The 14,896-nt window shown below is 50.4% G+C and carries 15 protein-coding genes; 12 read left to right on the forward strand and 3 right to left on the reverse strand.

The window, feature by feature from the left end:
• Positions 1-96 precede the first annotated feature (96 nt).
• The 3 genes from Xhom_RS45255 to Xhom_RS45245 form a co-directional block, all read right to left on the reverse strand.
• A complete protein-coding gene (locus tag Xhom_RS45255; protein ID WP_084023153.1) occupies positions 97-2,202 on the reverse strand; it encodes an AAA family ATPase in 2,106 nt (701 codons plus the stop codon).
• 106 nt (positions 2,203-2,308) lie between these two features.
• Positions 2,309-2,515: a helix-turn-helix transcriptional regulator gene (locus Xhom_RS45250; protein ID WP_069317044.1), complete on the reverse strand. Its 207-nt coding sequence runs from the start codon at positions 2,513-2,515 to the stop codon at positions 2,309-2,311.
• A 136-nt stretch (positions 2,516-2,651) separates the two neighbouring features.
• Entirely contained in the window at positions 2,652-3,923 is a 1,272-nt protein-coding gene (locus tag Xhom_RS45245) for a tyrosine-type recombinase/integrase (RefSeq protein WP_069317043.1), read from the reverse strand.
• Positions 3,924-4,208: 285 nt separating this feature from the next.
• On the opposite strand from Xhom_RS45245, the gene Xhom_RS45240 reads away from it, so the two are divergent.
• The 12 genes from Xhom_RS45240 (at position 4,209) to Xhom_RS45185 (ending at position 14,884) form a co-directional block, all read left to right on the forward strand.
• Positions 4,209-5,096, forward strand: coding sequence for a ParA family protein (locus Xhom_RS45240; protein WP_069317042.1), 888 nt, complete (start codon positions 4,209-4,211; stop codon positions 5,094-5,096).
• Complete coding sequence (locus Xhom_RS45235) at positions 5,093-5,482, forward strand: hypothetical protein (protein WP_069317041.1); 390 nt, start codon at positions 5,093-5,095, stop codon at positions 5,480-5,482. The genes Xhom_RS45240 and Xhom_RS45235 overlap by 4 nt, the downstream gene beginning before the upstream one ends.
• Complete coding sequence (gene dnaB-PI, locus Xhom_RS45230; RefSeq protein ID WP_069317040.1) at positions 5,466-6,830, forward strand: SPI-7-type island replicative DNA helicase; 1,365 nt, start codon at positions 5,466-5,468, stop codon at positions 6,828-6,830. The genes Xhom_RS45235 and dnaB-PI overlap by 17 nt, the downstream gene beginning before the upstream one ends.
• A 3-nt stretch (positions 6,831-6,833) precedes the next feature.
• Positions 6,834-8,408, forward strand: coding sequence for a ParB family protein (locus Xhom_RS45225; protein ID WP_069317039.1), 1,575 nt, complete (start codon positions 6,834-6,836; stop codon positions 8,406-8,408).
• A 76-nt stretch (positions 8,409-8,484) separates the two neighbouring features.
• Positions 8,485-9,060, forward strand: coding sequence for a DUF2857 domain-containing protein (locus Xhom_RS45220; protein ID WP_069317038.1), 576 nt, complete (start codon positions 8,485-8,487; stop codon positions 9,058-9,060).
• Between the two features lie 35 nt (positions 9,061-9,095).
• Positions 9,096-9,350, forward strand: coding sequence for a ParE family toxin-like protein (locus Xhom_RS45215; protein WP_069317037.1), 255 nt, complete (start codon positions 9,096-9,098; stop codon positions 9,348-9,350).
• Between the two features lie 108 nt (positions 9,351-9,458).
• Positions 9,459-10,682 (forward strand): STY4528 family pathogenicity island replication protein, encoded by a 1,224-nt coding sequence (locus tag Xhom_RS45210; protein WP_069317036.1) that lies wholly within the window; start codon positions 9,459-9,461, stop codon positions 10,680-10,682.
• A gap of 196 nt (positions 10,683-10,878) precedes the next feature.
• A complete protein-coding gene (locus Xhom_RS45205; protein WP_069317035.1) occupies positions 10,879-11,232 on the forward strand; it encodes a metalloregulator ArsR/SmtB family transcription factor in 354 nt (117 codons plus the stop codon).
• A 60-nt stretch (positions 11,233-11,292) separates the two neighbouring features.
• Complete coding sequence (locus tag Xhom_RS45200; protein ID WP_069317034.1) at positions 11,293-12,576, forward strand: arsenic transporter; 1,284 nt, start codon at positions 11,293-11,295, stop codon at positions 12,574-12,576.
• Between the two features lie 52 nt (positions 12,577-12,628).
• Positions 12,629-13,063 carry an arsenate reductase (glutaredoxin) gene (arsC, locus tag Xhom_RS45195; protein WP_069317033.1) on the forward strand — a complete coding sequence of 145 codons (435 nt, stop codon included), beginning with the start codon at positions 12,629-12,631 and terminating at the stop codon, positions 13,061-13,063.
• Positions 13,064-13,069: 6 nt separating this feature from the next.
• Positions 13,070-13,792 (forward strand): arsenical resistance protein ArsH, encoded by a 723-nt coding sequence (arsH, locus tag Xhom_RS45190; RefSeq protein WP_069317032.1) that lies wholly within the window; start codon positions 13,070-13,072, stop codon positions 13,790-13,792.
• 378 nt (positions 13,793-14,170) lie between these two features.
• Complete coding sequence (locus tag Xhom_RS45185; protein ID WP_069317031.1) at positions 14,171-14,884, forward strand: PFL_4669 family integrating conjugative element protein; 714 nt, start codon at positions 14,171-14,173, stop codon at positions 14,882-14,884.
• Positions 14,885-14,896: the final 12 nt, after the last annotated feature.

Here is a 14,896-nt window from a genome sequence, read left to right on the forward strand (position 1 = left end):
GCTCCTCACTTTTTCCATATATATGCGAAAAAAGTGAGGAAAACGGTGAGCAGTAAAATTCCTCTCCTCACCGTTCCTCACTTTCTGACTCACTTTTTAATCTTTATTGTTCTGGTTAATAATCGTGAGTTCCTGCCCGTGGCGGGTAATCATCCCGTCCTGTTCTAACTTGGTTAACCAACGGCTGAAATTCTTCACATTCACGCCCATCGATTTTAAATCATCACGCACAAGGGCAATGCTGCAAGGTTCTTTCAGGGCCGTACGCGAGCGGATACACTGCCACAAGGCTGTGTGGTTATCAGTTTTATTGGCGATATGATCGATGTCTTCCTCTTCAACCGGATCACGCGGCCTGTCAATCAGCGCCAGTGACGTAATCTCTTCACCGTCTTTATCGGTAAAAAGCTCCACCACGCGCATATCATAGGCTTTGGTTTCCGGTTCTTCGGCATCTTTCATTTTGGTACAGGTGATAACCAGTGAGCCGCCTTTTTTCCCTTCCCGGCTGATCTTGTATTCAACATCCAACGCGGCGCGAAGGGCACTGGAGCCTCTCGCGCCTTTGCTTTCGTCTTTGCCGGAGTGGTGAACCACGAGAATGCTTGCCCCTGTTTTAGCTTTCAGTTCATCACAGCCCCGGACAAACGCGCCCATATCTTTTGAATCATTTTCATCCGCACCACCAAAACAGCGGGCGAGGGTATCCAGAATAATCAGGCGCACCGGCTGGCCTGTTTCAGCTTCAACTTGCCGGGCGGCAATCACCAGCTCATGCACTTCGGCAGGCGAGGCCGGAAATACCGGCGTATTGATCAGGTACATATTTTCAACCGTTTGACCGTTGACGATTTCCCATGCTTTGATGCGCCGGGGCACACCAATCCCACCTTCACCAACCACGTACAGTACAGCACCCAGAGCAACCTGTTTTCCTGCCCATGCCTTACCTGTGGCAATATGACAACCCCACGCTCCCGCCAGAAAACTTTTGTATGAACCGCTTGCCCCGTAAATGCTGCACAGGGAATGCGCCGGAATAATGCCCTTAACCACGTAGTCTAACTGTGCGTCAAAGCCTTCAGAGCCGACTGACAGTGGTAATTTTGTTTGGCGATTTGGGTAGATACTTTCAACATTGTCATAACGACGGGTTTCTATTGCATCACTGGTCATCGGTTCCCTCACCTGATATAACGCCTTACTGAATGCCTGCTGTGCTGCCTCAGTGCCATGTTGTTGGCGATAATCATCCCAATCAGCTTTATGTTTTGTCGGTGGTAACGTAACCCAACCGTTAACCGCCAGCGCTGCTTTCTCTGCTGAGATCCTGCCGGTATTCACTTTCGGTTTGCCGTTTTTATCCAGCTCGTCGGGGCTATGCCAGTCATTATCTGCGGCAATAATGATTTTTACGTCCGGCCAGCGTTCCCGAACGACTTTGGCAAAGGAAGATAAATTGCCTGCATCCAGTGCTGCCAGAACGCTTCCTTGATGTAACTGGTTAACGGTCAGTGCTGTGGCGTAACCCTCTGTAATGATTACCGTGTCGGGGGATTCTTCCAGCTTTGATACGGCAATAAACGCGCCTTTCTTCTGGCTGCCTGACAGTAATTTTTTCTCGCCATTGGGTTTGATGATTTGTGCACCGGTGATTTTTTTATCCAGTGTTGTCAGCGGCAATAAAACCGAATTATCGAACAGTAACCGCTGATTTGGGCAGTGCAGCCCTTTTGCAATCAAATAGGGCGATTGTCCGGCGATAGTCTGCTTCATCAGTGCCGCGACGCTTTCGGCAATGGGCTGTGTGGGATAAGTGGTTTTTTTGGCGGGCTTAGGTTCGGGCAAAGGCAATGCCAGTGCATCCGCGACAACTTTGGCTGCTTCAATAATCGTGATCCGATTGGTTTTTGCCACTAAATCCAGTCCATCGCCATAGTTCGGGGTATCACACTGGCGGCAGTGCCAGTTGCCGTGATGATGGTCGTCGATAAAGTGAAAGCGGTCAGTGCCGCCACAAACCGGACAGGCACCATGTTTACCTTTTGCCGGAACAGTGATACCACAAGCTGGTAGCAGGTTTTGCCATGAGTACATAGCTGAAGTTTTGACGGTTTGGATAAGATCAAGCGGTTTGTGGTTGCTTGTTGTTTTTTGAGCTGTAAATTTAGGGCGAGTTTGGGTATGCTGTGTATCAGCCATCATTTTTACCTTTCTTAATGATTGTTGGTGAAACGCCTCGCAGTGTTAGCGCACTTCGGGGCGTTGTGTTTTATAGTCTGTTTATTATGTCATCATATTTTCTGTGTTATGCCGCTCGTGATTCTGCAATACGCTGCGCAATCCAGTCATCAATCTCTGCCTCAATAAAAGCCACTGAGCGAGGTCCGATTTTGACCTGTTGCGGAAATGCGCCATCGCTAATCAGTTTGTAGATCCACGCTTTGCTGTAACCCGTCCTGCGCTGCACTTCCGGCAAACGAATCAAGTGTATTTTCATTGCTGTCATTGTCATATTCATTCTCCTGTTACCGAGTCCTTGAGCGCTCACCGTGGACGTTATCTGATGACAGGCGGATTATTTAAAAAACAAGACTTAATGAACAGCGTTAACTCTTTTTCTCCCGATAAGAATTAATTTTTATGTTGCATTAACGGTTTTTTCTGTCGCGCAGCGGTTTGGCGAAGTCATACGGTGTAATGGATTTTTCCCGGTTCGCATCCAGATAATCCGCCCACCACTGCACCATCAGTCGCCGTTCGTCCAGATGTTTGGAGGTGTGAATATAGGCTGCTCTAACGTTGTTGCGTTCGATATGGCTGAGCTGGCGTTCAATGGCGTCATCACTCCACAGGCCGGATTCGCCCATCGCACCACGCGCCATTGTGCGGAATCCGTGCCCGCAGACGTCGGTTTGAGTGTCGTAGCCCATCGTCCGTAATGCCTTGTTAACCGTGTTTTCGCTCATGACTTTCGCGGAGTCGTGATCGCTGGGGAACATCACGTCGCAATTGCCGCTCAGTGCGTGCAATGCTTTGAATAGCGAAACTGCCTGACGGCTCAACGGGACAAGGTGATCCGTTTTCATTTTCATGCCACGCTCAGAAAAGCGAACGCCTTTGATGGGTTGCCTTGTGGCCGGAATTTTCCACACCGCGTTTTCAAGGTCGATTTCCTGCCAGCGGGCAAATCTCAGTTCACTGGAACGGACAAACGTCAGCAGCGCCAGCTCGACGGCGATCTTGGTCAGTAAGCGCCCGCGATAAGTAGACAAGCGGTTCAGGAAATCCGGTAAACATTCGTGGGGCAGGGCGGGATGGTGACGGGATTTGGCGGTGGTGAGTGCGCCGGTCATATCATTGGCCGGGTTGGTTTCCAGAATATCATTCTGGACGGCATAACGCATGATGGCGGTAACACGTTGGCGCAGACGCTGGGCGATATCGTGTTTGCCCTGTTCATCAATGGCCTTGACGGGGGCTAAAAGCTGGCTGGTGCGTAATGTGGTAATATTGCGTACGCCGATATGCGGGAAAATAGACTGCTCAAGGCTGCGCAGCACTTTTTGACGGTGGCTGTCGCTCCAGCGTTTGTTACTGGCGTGCCATGCACGGGCGACTTCTTCAAACGAGTTCACTTTGGCGGGTGAGGGGGTGCTTTTCTTTTCGGCTTTGGGATCGATGCCCTGTGCCATCAGCTTTTTGGCTTCATCCCGTCTGGCGCGGGCATCGGCTAACGATACTGCCGGATAAACACCAAATGCCAGACGATCTTCTTTCTTATCGGTCGGGCGGTAATACTTCATGCGCCAGTATTTTGAACCGCGTGACGAGACTTCTAAATAAAGGCCCCCGCCATCGGCGAGTTTGTAGGTTTTTTCTTTGGGCTTTGCAGTTTCGATTTGCCGGGCGTTTAGTTTCATTATTAAGGGCATTCCTTTAATCGAACGGTAAGTGCCCCGAATTATGCCCTTCGCTGCATCTTGATTGCAACAGACGAAACTGGACGTAGAAATAGGAAATGGTATTGATTTTGCAGGACTTGCTAAGAATTGTTTGACTGGGCTGGACTTCACTGGAAGTTGAAGTGGTGCCGGACTCGGAATCGAACCAAGGACACGGGGATTTTCAATCCCCTCCTAAGTTAAGAAAATGTAACCAGTTGATTTTTGCATTGGTTTGTACGCTCAAACTACTGAGTGTACAACATGAAAATACTTCCGATAATTTCCCCCAAAGGTGGCGAAGGTAAATCCACCCATGCCGCGAATCTGGCCGGCTTTTTTGCCGATGCTGGTTTAAATACTCTCCTGATTGACGCCGATTACTCACAGCCCACGGCCAGCAGTATTTTTCCCCTGCACTATGAAGCCCCGACGGGTTTGTATGAATTACTGATGCAGACGGTGGATCTGAACCAGCCTGAGCAGATCATTTCCCGCTCGATAATCAAAAATCTGGATGTTCTGATCTCCAACGATCCCGATGAACTCCTGCCAACCGCGATGCTGCATGCCCCCGACGGGCGTTTACGTTTGCGCAACATTCTGCAACATCCGCTCTTCAGTCAGTACGATATCATTTTCATTGATTCCAAAGGTGCGACAGGTGTGATGAGCGAGCTGGTTGTACTGGCGGCCACACAGGGCGTTCTGGGGATAATCAAACCGATTCTGCCCGATGTCCGCGAGTTCCTGCGTGGAACCCTGCGGATGCTGACCCGGCTCCGACCCTTTGAAAACTACGGTATTCGGTTGCCTGCTATCCAGATACTGGTCAATGGGATTGAAGGGACGAATATTGACCGGGATACACTGAGTGAACTGACTGACATTATCAATAACAGACGGTATGACGCGTCGGCACTGGGTGGTAGGCAGATTTATCAGCTGCTGAAAACCCGGATAGACCTGTTGGATATCTACAAACTGGGACATGTCCGTGCCCAGCCCGTGCATCGCCTTGAATATAAAACCACCCGGAAAAGTCCGGCGGCCACACACACCATACACAGTCTCGCCTGTGAGTTAGTGCCCCTATGGGCGGAAAAATTCGATGCGGTACTGACTGAACAACCGGCGGGAGATACACAATGAATGTTATCTGGCGAGTCGTCTGCTTTCGTTATGAGCATGTTGAATTACTGTTCAGTGATGATGAGTGGTTTGTTTTTGTGGATGCGCCGGATCGCGAAACCGCGCAGGCAAAACTCCAGGTTTTGTTGCCGGCTATTCTCGACGTTTCTCCGAATGAGGTTGAACACTATTATCCCCGCAATGAAGAGGAGCTGCGCAGGCAGGCCATGCATCCCGATGCGTCTCCGGATTTAGCGCTGCTGGAATGTGGCTGGGAAAATAACCAGCCGCAATATCTGACCAATAAAGAGGTGCTGTTCTGGGTTTCTGCGCCCTGTCTGCAACAGCGTTTAATCGCTGCCCTGAATGCGGTTAGTAGGGAGGCAGACGATGGATATGGTGCATGATCATTTAAAGCTCATCAGTGAAGAAGCGCCCTGTTATGCGTATGCCGAAGTGGGGGTACTGGGCGGCCTGATACTGGAGAATGATCGCTGGGATGGGGTGGTGCTGTTACTGGTTGCCGACGATTTTTTCTTTCCGGCACACCGGATACTGTTTCAGGCCATTGCTGAACTGAGCGAAAAAAACTGCCCATTCGACCTGATCACCCTGACCGATATGCTGACCCAGCGTGGACAAATCGACCGGGCAGGCGGTTTTGCCTATGTGGCGGAAGTGTGTAAGAACACACCGAGTGCCGCCAATATTGAGGAGTACGCCCGTATTGTGGCGGAAAAAAGCCGGTTACGTCAGTTACTGGCACTGGGAAAATCCCTCAGCGCTGATGTTTTTCAATCGAATGTTCAGTCAGGTACCCTGATTGCGCAGGCGGAAAGTCAGTTGTTCAGTCTGGCCGAAAAAGGCGCTGCCCGGCAGCAGCAGGAAGTCACCCTGTTGCAGGGAGCCGAGGCATTGATTTCTCATCTGGAGCGCATTCAGGGCAGTAACGGGATCACCGGCACGCCGACCGGGTTTCAGGTGCTGGATGAAATGACCTGTGGCTTACAGGCTGGCGACCTTATTCTGCTGGCCGCGCGTCCTTCGATGGGCAAAACCGCACTGGGGCTGGCCTGTTGCCTTGGTGCCCTGAGACAGCGGGATGAGGCGGTGGTGCAGATTTTCAGTCTGGAAATGCCGACGGCCCAACTGATGCTGCGCCTCTCTTCAATGGAAGGCGGCGTGGCTTTAAGTGCCCTGCGCAACGGGATATTGGATGACGAGCAGTGGGGGCGTATCAGCCAGAGTCTGGAACAGTTCAGCCAGTGGGATCAGCGCCTGATTATCGATGATTGCAGCCACCAGACGCCTGCGTTACTGCGTGCCCGCGCCCGCCGTTATACCCGTAAATACGGTAAACCGGCCCTGATTATGGTGGATTACCTCCAGCTGATGTGTGCGCCGGGACAGGAAAACCGCACACAGGAAATTGCCGATATCTCCCGCAGCCTGAAAGCGTTAGGCAAAGAGCTGGATTGCCCGGTGCTGGCGCTGTCTCAGCTTAACCGACAAGTTGAAGCCCGCCCCGAGAAACGGCCCAATAATGGTGACCTGCGTGATTCAGGCTCACTGGAGCAGGATGCCGATTTGATATTGCACCTTTACCGCGATGAGGTCTATCACGAGAACACGCCGGATGCGGGTATTGCCGAAATCATTATTGGCAAGCAGCGACAGGGACCGACAGGCACGGTGCGTGTGCGGTTTGAGGCGCAATATACCCGTTTTTCGGATTTCGATGACAGCGGGAGGTAACGGATGGGACGTAATACGCAGAATTTAGGCCATGCCTTGTTACAGCAGGGGCGGCAGGCCGTGGCCACGCTCAATGACAGCCCGCCGATGGCAGAAATACCGATGGTCCTGACATTAGATCAGCTACGCCCCAATCCGGATAACCCCCGGACCAGCCGCAATCCGCGCTATGACGATATCAAAGCGTCAATCAAAGCCCGTGGACTGGATGCGGTGCCGAAAGTCACCCGCGATCCGAAGGGCGATGAGGTTTATATCTTCAGTGATGGCGGGAATACGCGCTATCAAATACTGTCCGAGCTGTGGCAGGAAACCGGGGATGAGCGCTTCTATCGGGTGCATTGTTTGTTTAAGCCGTGGCCGGGACGGTTGCAGTGTGTCATCGGGCATCTGGCGGAAAACGAATTGCGGGGCGATCTCAGCTTTATTGAAAAAGCGCTGGGTATCTGCAAAGCCAGAACGATTTATGAAACGCAGAAACAGAAAAAAATCAGTTTGCGTGAATTTTCAGCGTTGCTCAGTGAAGCAGGTTTTCCTGTTAGCGATGGTCACATCAGTCGAATGGAACATACCGTGAAGTACCTCTACCCGTGGATGCCTAATCTGCTGGCGTCCGGGCTGGGAACACCACAAATACGTCCTTTATTGGTGTTGCGTCAGAATGCAGATAACATCTGGCAACAACATGTTTTCAGTATAAACCAGGAACCTACCGTAACCTTTGATGAGGTTTTTGGTCTCTGTTGCCGTAAGTTTGATGCATTGGAAGACTGGTCACCGGAGATGTTCCGCGATGAACTGATCGGTGATTTATTACAAGCATTGCCACATCCATTATTGAATTATGACCGCTGGATATTGGAGCTAGATCCGAAAGAAAGTAACCGTCGACAACTTTTTGGCGAACAGGCTACAGCGTTTGGCTCTATGCCGGAAGAACCTGAGACGAATAAAGCGGATCGGATTCGGGTACAAAACAAGGAACCGAATCCGAGAATAATTTCTCAACCCGACTCTGGGACAATACACGCCCCGGCCGATAAGGCACGAACGCCTGCTCCCTCTCCCCGAAAAAATAACCCTGTGCTCCCACCTTATCAGTCGGAGAGCGAGGAGAATTCACCTGAACCTGCCCTGCCAGCTCCTGAGGTTGAATGCCTGCATTTTGCTCAGACTGGTCTGGAGCCGGTCAGTTCCGTCTGGGACATTTCCCCGATGCAGGACGATATCGAACATCTGCAAAGCATGGCGTTCCGGCTGGCATTTGAACTGGCGGAAGTGATGGGCTGTGACAGCGACTTGCTGCCCGTGTCGGATGAAGGGTCGGCAGGCTTTTGTCTGGGGAATGCGCAGGAAGCACGGGCTTTTTCACGTTTATTACTGTCGCTGATCGGCGAAGAAGTGGCTGCGCCCACGGAATTGATGCTGACAGCCGTTCTGCTCGGCACTGCGGGACGGGGAAACGCGCCGTTACTGGATGATGCCCAGACGGTGAAGTTCCTGCGTCTTATCCGAGTACTCCGGCGTTTGCGTGAACTTCAACGCCAGATAACGCGGGAGAATATAACGATGTCGTGATACCCGTATAAGGTGCCTGCTTTCCGTGTGTTGTTCATTCATTGTGTTTTGACTGGCCTGATAGTGGAGGAAGTAGATGAATCATTTATCGCAAGCAACCAACAGCCTGCTGATGCAGTTGGTGATGGATTTGAAGAACGGCTATATCCGCCGGTGTGAGGCACTGGGGCTGGCACCCGCTGAAATGCTGATGTTGCAGCGCCTGACGATTGAGGATTTGCATTATCTGGGCAACAGCCCGGTGTCGGTGCTGAGCGTTCATATTCATCACGCCAATCTGGCCCGCATCTTACATCAGGCGCGGATTGAACAGCAGCGGATGCAACGTATTGACCGGGCACTGGAATTAGGCGGCTCGATTGAACTGATGCACTATTTTTTCGGCCTGTCGAGTCTGGAAGTTGCTGCCCGACGCCGCATTGCCGGCATGACCGTGCGGCCGGGGCGGGGCTCGCCCCTGACGGAAGACGAAAACCATGACCTGTGGCAGCGCTGGCAATCGGCAAAGATTGCCGATGCGGACAGCGCCGAAGGGCTGGATATGATGCTGGAGATGGCCACGGATCACCAGATTTCACTAACGGCCGTCTGGCACGCGGTGAAGGAGTGGCAGCAGGGCGATGCACCGGAACCGGTCAAAAAACAGGCCTGAAAGCCCTCCGTTAACTCTCAACAGAACAGGAAACGATGTCAGCAAAATTAACAGAAATCATGCCCGGCCTGAATGTGCCTCTGACGACGCCATTGTCACTGCGCCGCAAGGCGCAACATCAGGTGAGCAGCTACCAGCGGGGCGAGCGCAATTACGTCCGGCTGAAAGAAAAAGGCACCGGGTATCTGAAAATCAATGTGGGGTTGTTCTGGCGGTTGTTAAGCCGGGATGACGGACAATCGTGGGAGCTGATGCTCCATGAACGTTACAACAATGAAATTCGTAAATAGTCCGTATTGAAGTCGTGTCATTCTGCATCCTGTTCAACGTCACAGGGTGCAGCCCTGACATTATTTTTACCGACTCAATTTAAAAGCCAAGGCCGGAGATCAAGGATCATGATAAACCTGTCAGCAGACAGCATAATTGCTCACACAATTGCTAAGATGAAAATGCGTCTGGAACATCGCGCAGACGATGACATTTCACAACTTCGTAGTGGTCTGCTGTTTATGGGTAATATTCAGGATGCCTATCCCCGCCGCCTGTTACTGGATGATCGCTTGTCGCCGCTGGATAAAACGGGCTGGATGATGATCCGGCTGTATGCGTTGAATAATGAAGGTGCGGTGTTTCCCAGTTATGACGAATTGCAGGTGCTGTTGGCCTCGCCTTATAAAGGTAAGGCCTCGCGTGAAACCGTCAGCCGGGTGTTACTGATGCTGCGAATAACCGGCTGGCTGAGTTTATGCAAACGTATCCGGGATGAGCACGGGCGGGTACGGGGCAACATCTATGCGCAACACGATGAGCCGCTGACCTGCCGTGATGCCGAAATACTCGATCCCCACTGGCTGGATACCATCGCCGAAGCCTGTCGCAGCAAAAACCGCACTATCAGCCAGACGGCTTGGGACGTCATGACCGACATCAAAGAAGACCCGCTGATGCGACATGGCCATAGTCATATTCGCTTGCTGGAAGAGAGGTTAAGTGCCGTTCAGACGCCTCAGCAAAGGGTGATTCGCCAGTCTCTTCAACAAGAGGACAATCAAACCGAACTCAGGGAAATCAGGCCGGGTTCGGAAACCGGACTGAGTCAACAAGAGGCGCAGGTTGAACTGAATTCGGGAACCGAACTCAGCCTAAAATCAACGTCTTATAGGGTTTCAGCTAAACCGAACTGTTATGTACGTTCTTTCACACAAAGTGTGAATAAAAAAACATACGTAGAACCCCAAACTGCTGTTTGTCTGCCGGAAGGATTGTGCCGGCAACTGGAACCGGAAGATGTGACGATGCTGACCAGCCAGTTGCAGGCGCTGCCCGCTGAACAGGCGCAGACCGTGCTGAGTTGTCTGGACAAGGCGCTACGGGCAGGGAAAATCGGTAATCCGGTCGGCTGGCTGCTGACGATGATGAAACGGGCACGGGACGGGCAACTGTATGCACAGGCTGAAACCACCGTCGCTATTTCTGTCCCTGAAAAAATGCCGGTGAGATGCGTACAAGAAACTGAACGCCCTACGTCACCCTCCTCACAAACCCATGTCCGCAGTATGGTGAAAGAGATTCGCCAGCGACTGACACAGGCAAAATATCATTATAATGTAATTGATTGAAAAATGAGCACCGCTGGCACTGCCAGCAATGCTTAAAAGATCGCCTGTTTATGATCAGCTGATTTTCCGTGGAATACATCATATTGAGCCATTGGATTTTTAACGTTCTCCTTAAAAACATATTCACTTAAGCAAATGTATTATTGACGAGCCGTTACCCCTGAGTATGATATTCAATTCAGCAATAGGAGTGTTTATGACTCAGCTTATCCCGCTTCATTTTTTCAAATATCTTTCAGATGAGACGCGCCTTCGCATCATGCTGTTGCTACGTGAGACTGGCGAGCTGTGTGTTTGCGACATCTCAACGGCACTTCAGGAACAGCAGTCTAAAACTTCGCGCCATCTGGCCATGCTTCGCGAAGCTGGGTTGCTTTTAGATCGACGTGAAGGCAAGTGGATTTACTATCGTTTGTCTCCACATATACCGGTCTGGGCAGCCAATGTGCTTGAACAGGCTTTTCAATGTCAGCAGGTTGAGATAGCTCAGTTGAGTACGCGACTTCAGAAGATTAACTCGACAACAAGTGGTAAATCCGTCTGTCAGTAACAAGAAAAAATTTATTCAAACACATTCGATTTTTCACATATGTATATTTAGGAGAAAACCATGTGGCTTGCAGGAGCAATTTTTATTCTGACTCTGATTCTGGTGATATGGCAACCAAAGGGGCTTGGTATTGGCTGGAGTGCCGTCATTGGTGCCACACTTGCCTTGATTACAGGTGTTGTCCATATCAGTGATATTCAAGTGGTGTGGCAAATTGTCTGGAACGCAACGGCAGCCTTTATCGCTGTTATTATCATTAGTCTGTTGCTTGATGAATCGGGCTTTTTTGAATGGGCAGCTCTGCATGTTGCACGCTGGGGAGGTGGCAAAGGCCGTTGGCTGTTCACCTATATTATCTTGCTCGGAGCCAGTGTTTCCGCGCTGTTCGCAAACGATGGTGCGGCGTTGATTCTGACTCCGATAGTGATTGCTATGCTTCTGGCGCTCGGTTTCAGCAGGGGAGCCACGCTGGCGTTCGTCATGGCAGCAGGATTTATTGCCGATACGGCCAGTTTACCGTTAATCGTTTCCAATCTGGTGAATATCGTCTCTGCTGACTTCTTCAAACTGGGATTTCATAATTATGCCTCAGTAATGGTACCGGTTGATATCGCTGCTATTACCGCTACGCTTGCCATGTTACATTGGTTTTTCCGCAAAGATATTCCGAAGAGCTATGACGTTGCGAAATTGAAATTACCGCATGAGGCTATTCGTGATGTGCACACATTTAAAACCGGTTGGATTGTGCTTGTCTTGTTGTTGACAGGTTTCTTTGCTCTTGAGCCTTTAGGCGTCCCTGTAAGTTTGGTTGCTGCTGTCGCCGCTCTTGTCCTCTGGCTGGTTGCTCGCCGAAGTCATGTGATTAATACGGGTAACGTACTGAAAAAGGCACCCTGGCAAATCGTTATTTTCTCACTTGGGATGTATCTGGTGGTGTACGGCCTGCGTAATGTTGGTCTCACCGATGCCCTGTCTGGCATACTGAATATCCTAACTGATTATGGTCTCTGGGCAGCTACGTTGGGCACGGGTTTCCTGACAGCAATTCTGTCATCGGTGATGAACAACATGCCTACCGTTCTGGTTGGTGCACTTTCTGTTGAATCCAGTACGGCAACGGGCGTTATCAAAGAAGCCATGATTTACGCCAATATTATTGGCAGTGATCTGGGACCTAAAATCACTCCTATTGGCAGCCTGGCGACGTTACTTTGGCTGCATGTTCTCGCGCAGAAAAATATCATCATCTCATGGGGCTATTATTTCCGTGTCGGGATAGTAATGACCATTCCGGTTCTTTTCGTGACGTTGTCTGCACTGGCACTGCGCCTATCGTTTTAATAAACCTTTAATTATGGACTGGATCACCGGATAAACAGAAAGAGAATGAATAATGACAGATATCACTATTTATCATAATCCGACCTGTGACACTTCGCGCAATACACTGGGACTGATCCGTAACAGTGGCGTTGAACCTGAAGTCATTTTGTACCTAGAAACCCCGCCTTCCCGTGAGATTCTGATCAGACTGATGGCAGATATGAGCATGACTCCTCGTGCACTGTTACGCAAAAATGTCGAACCGTATGAAGAACAGAGTCTGATCGAAGATAAATTCAGCGATGATCAGTTGATTGATACTATGCTAACGAATCCTATCCTGATTAACCGGTCGATCGTTATCACACCAACACATACCCGACTGTACCGTCCGTTTGAAGTTGTATTGGATATTTTACCGAAACCACAGAAAGGCACATTCATTAAAGAAGACGGTGAAAAAATTATTGATGAGCAGGGTTGTCGAATAGCAGAATGCCCGTGAGGAACAATGAAAATATTTAAAAATGAGCTAGACAATATTAAACCAGAAATATTTGATACGGAAATTTCAGAGCAATGGTTTAATGCGAATCAACTTAATCATCCACCAAAAATTCTGATGCTCTATGGCTCAGTACGAGAGCGTTCATATAGCCGACTGGCAACAGAAGAAGCGGCTCGTTTGCTGGAGGCGATGGGGGCAGAGATACATATATTCGATCCCTCAGGATTGCCGTTGCCTGACGATGCACCAGACACCCATCCTAAAGTGCAGGAACTTAGAGAATGGGTACGCTGGGCAGAGGGGATGGTATGGTGTTCTCCCGAACGCCACGGTGCTATGACGGGGATTATGAAAGCGCAGATAGACTGGATACCCCTCTCTGAAGGGGCGATACGGCCTTCACAGGGGAAAACACTCGCAATTATGCAGGTCAGTGGCGGCTTACAATCCTTCAATGCACTCAACCAAATGCGTATTCTGGGGCGTTGGATGCGTATGTTTACCATTCCGAATCAATCATCCATCGCCAAAGCATGGCAGCAATTTGATGATACAGGACGAATGAAACCTTCTTCCTATTACGACCGTATTGTGGATGTTATGGAGGAAATGATGAAGTTCACTTTGCTTATCCGGGGTAACAGTGATTATCTTGCTGATCGTTACAGTGAACGCAAAGAAAGTGCAGCACAGCTTTCAGCCAGAGTGAATCAGCAGGAGATTTAGGGCAGCCGTTATTGGTACGCTCAAGAATGCGTTCACGCTCAGCCTCAGCGACAACTACGATGCTCTGAATCGCCATTTTTCCTTCGGTGTTTAGGCTATTTTCCGGAGACTGAATAGCTATCTCCTTTTGATGGCAAACAGCAACAATCCGGTACATTCAGAGATTCAATCTTTGTTCTGGGACTTTTGCCTTTCTGTTGTATAAATATCATACACTGCTGGCACTGCCAGCAGTGATTTAAAAATGATCAATTTTTAACGTCAGGTTAATTCTGCCGACTTTTCTTCTTGTCCCATAACTGGTTATCCATTGAGTCACAACCTCCTTTGCCCTGATAGTTTGACTGACTTATCAAGGCTAAACAGGAGTTTTTGTGTATGTCTGATGCAGAAGAAAAAACCGCATCCCGGCCGCCGCAGCGTGCTGGTGTCTTAACCTCTTCATTAACGATTGAACTGCATACCCACTATGCCATCCGGCTGTGGGCAGGGCGTCGACGGGAAGAGATCAGTAAGACACATCCGGTGACGGAGATCCTGGGGATGCCGCAGGTGATCAAACGGGCTGGTCATATCAGTGTGGATGCCGCTGCCGATAATCCGTATGCCGATACCTGGCTGGTGAAGCTGGAGCAGAAACTGGAAGCCGCGTCCGCCAGTCTCCAACAGAGCCTTGTGATTTTGCAGGATATCCTGAATGCGGTGCCAAAGCAGATTACCCTATCCGCCGTTTCCTCTGTCGAACCTCTGAATATCGGCGTCTACAGTCACTCGCCATTAGGCTATCGCTGTGTCTGGCTGCTGGTTGGTTACGACCAGATCGCGATGAAAACGTTTCAGGCTTTTCATTATGGGCTGATTTCACGCGCGGAGCGGGATGCCTTTCTGCACAACGGCAGCCGAGCCATCCGCCAGATTTACGGCCTGGTGCGCTCTTACCGTTCACTGGCGGTCACCCGGCAGGATATTGCAGAGAAAACCCCGGCCGGGCTGGATGCCATTAAAGTGCTGGGCGAACCGCATCCCGATATTCTGTCAGGCAAGCAGCGTTCCGCGTTCGCCTCCCCGTTACGTTCCACCGCACACGATTAACGGAGGGGAAAA

It is taken from the genome of Xenorhabdus hominickii, assembly GCF_002632725.1.
Classification (GTDB): Bacteria; Pseudomonadota; Gammaproteobacteria; order Enterobacterales; family Enterobacteriaceae; genus Xenorhabdus; species Xenorhabdus hominickii.

What these genes read in the sequence shown, in the direction of transcription:
- Xhom_RS45255 (WP_084023153.1), bottom strand. Translation starts at nt 2,202, where the DNA reads ATGGCTGATACACAGCATACCCAAACTCGCCCTAAATTTACAGCTCAA.
- Xhom_RS45250 (WP_069317044.1), bottom strand. Translation starts at nt 2,515, where the DNA reads ATGACAATGACAGCAATGAAAATACACTTGATTCGTTTGCCGGAAGTG.
- Xhom_RS45245 (WP_069317043.1), bottom strand. Translation starts at nt 3,923, where the DNA reads ATGAAACTAAACGCCCGGCAAATCGAAACTGCAAAGCCCAAAGAAAAA.
- Xhom_RS45240 (WP_069317042.1), top strand. Translation starts at nt 4,209, where the DNA reads ATGAAAATACTTCCGATAATTTCCCCCAAAGGTGGCGAAGGTAAATCC.
- Xhom_RS45235 (WP_069317041.1), top strand. Translation starts at nt 5,093, where the DNA reads ATGAATGTTATCTGGCGAGTCGTCTGCTTTCGTTATGAGCATGTTGAA.
- dnaB-PI (WP_069317040.1), top strand. Translation starts at nt 5,466, where the DNA reads ATGGATATGGTGCATGATCATTTAAAGCTCATCAGTGAAGAAGCGCCC.
- Xhom_RS45225 (WP_069317039.1), top strand. Translation starts at nt 6,834, where the DNA reads ATGGGACGTAATACGCAGAATTTAGGCCATGCCTTGTTACAGCAGGGG.
- Xhom_RS45220 (WP_069317038.1), top strand. Translation starts at nt 8,485, where the DNA reads ATGAATCATTTATCGCAAGCAACCAACAGCCTGCTGATGCAGTTGGTG.
- Xhom_RS45215 (WP_069317037.1), top strand. Translation starts at nt 9,096, where the DNA reads ATGTCAGCAAAATTAACAGAAATCATGCCCGGCCTGAATGTGCCTCTG.
- Xhom_RS45210 (WP_069317036.1), top strand. Translation starts at nt 9,459, where the DNA reads ATGATAAACCTGTCAGCAGACAGCATAATTGCTCACACAATTGCTAAG.
- Xhom_RS45205 (WP_069317035.1), top strand. Translation starts at nt 10,879, where the DNA reads ATGACTCAGCTTATCCCGCTTCATTTTTTCAAATATCTTTCAGATGAG.
- Xhom_RS45200 (WP_069317034.1), top strand. Translation starts at nt 11,293, where the DNA reads ATGTGGCTTGCAGGAGCAATTTTTATTCTGACTCTGATTCTGGTGATA.
- arsC (WP_069317033.1), top strand. Translation starts at nt 12,629, where the DNA reads ATGACAGATATCACTATTTATCATAATCCGACCTGTGACACTTCGCGC.
- arsH (WP_069317032.1), top strand. Translation starts at nt 13,070, where the DNA reads ATGAAAATATTTAAAAATGAGCTAGACAATATTAAACCAGAAATATTT.
- Xhom_RS45185 (WP_069317031.1), top strand. Translation starts at nt 14,171, where the DNA reads ATGTCTGATGCAGAAGAAAAAACCGCATCCCGGCCGCCGCAGCGTGCT.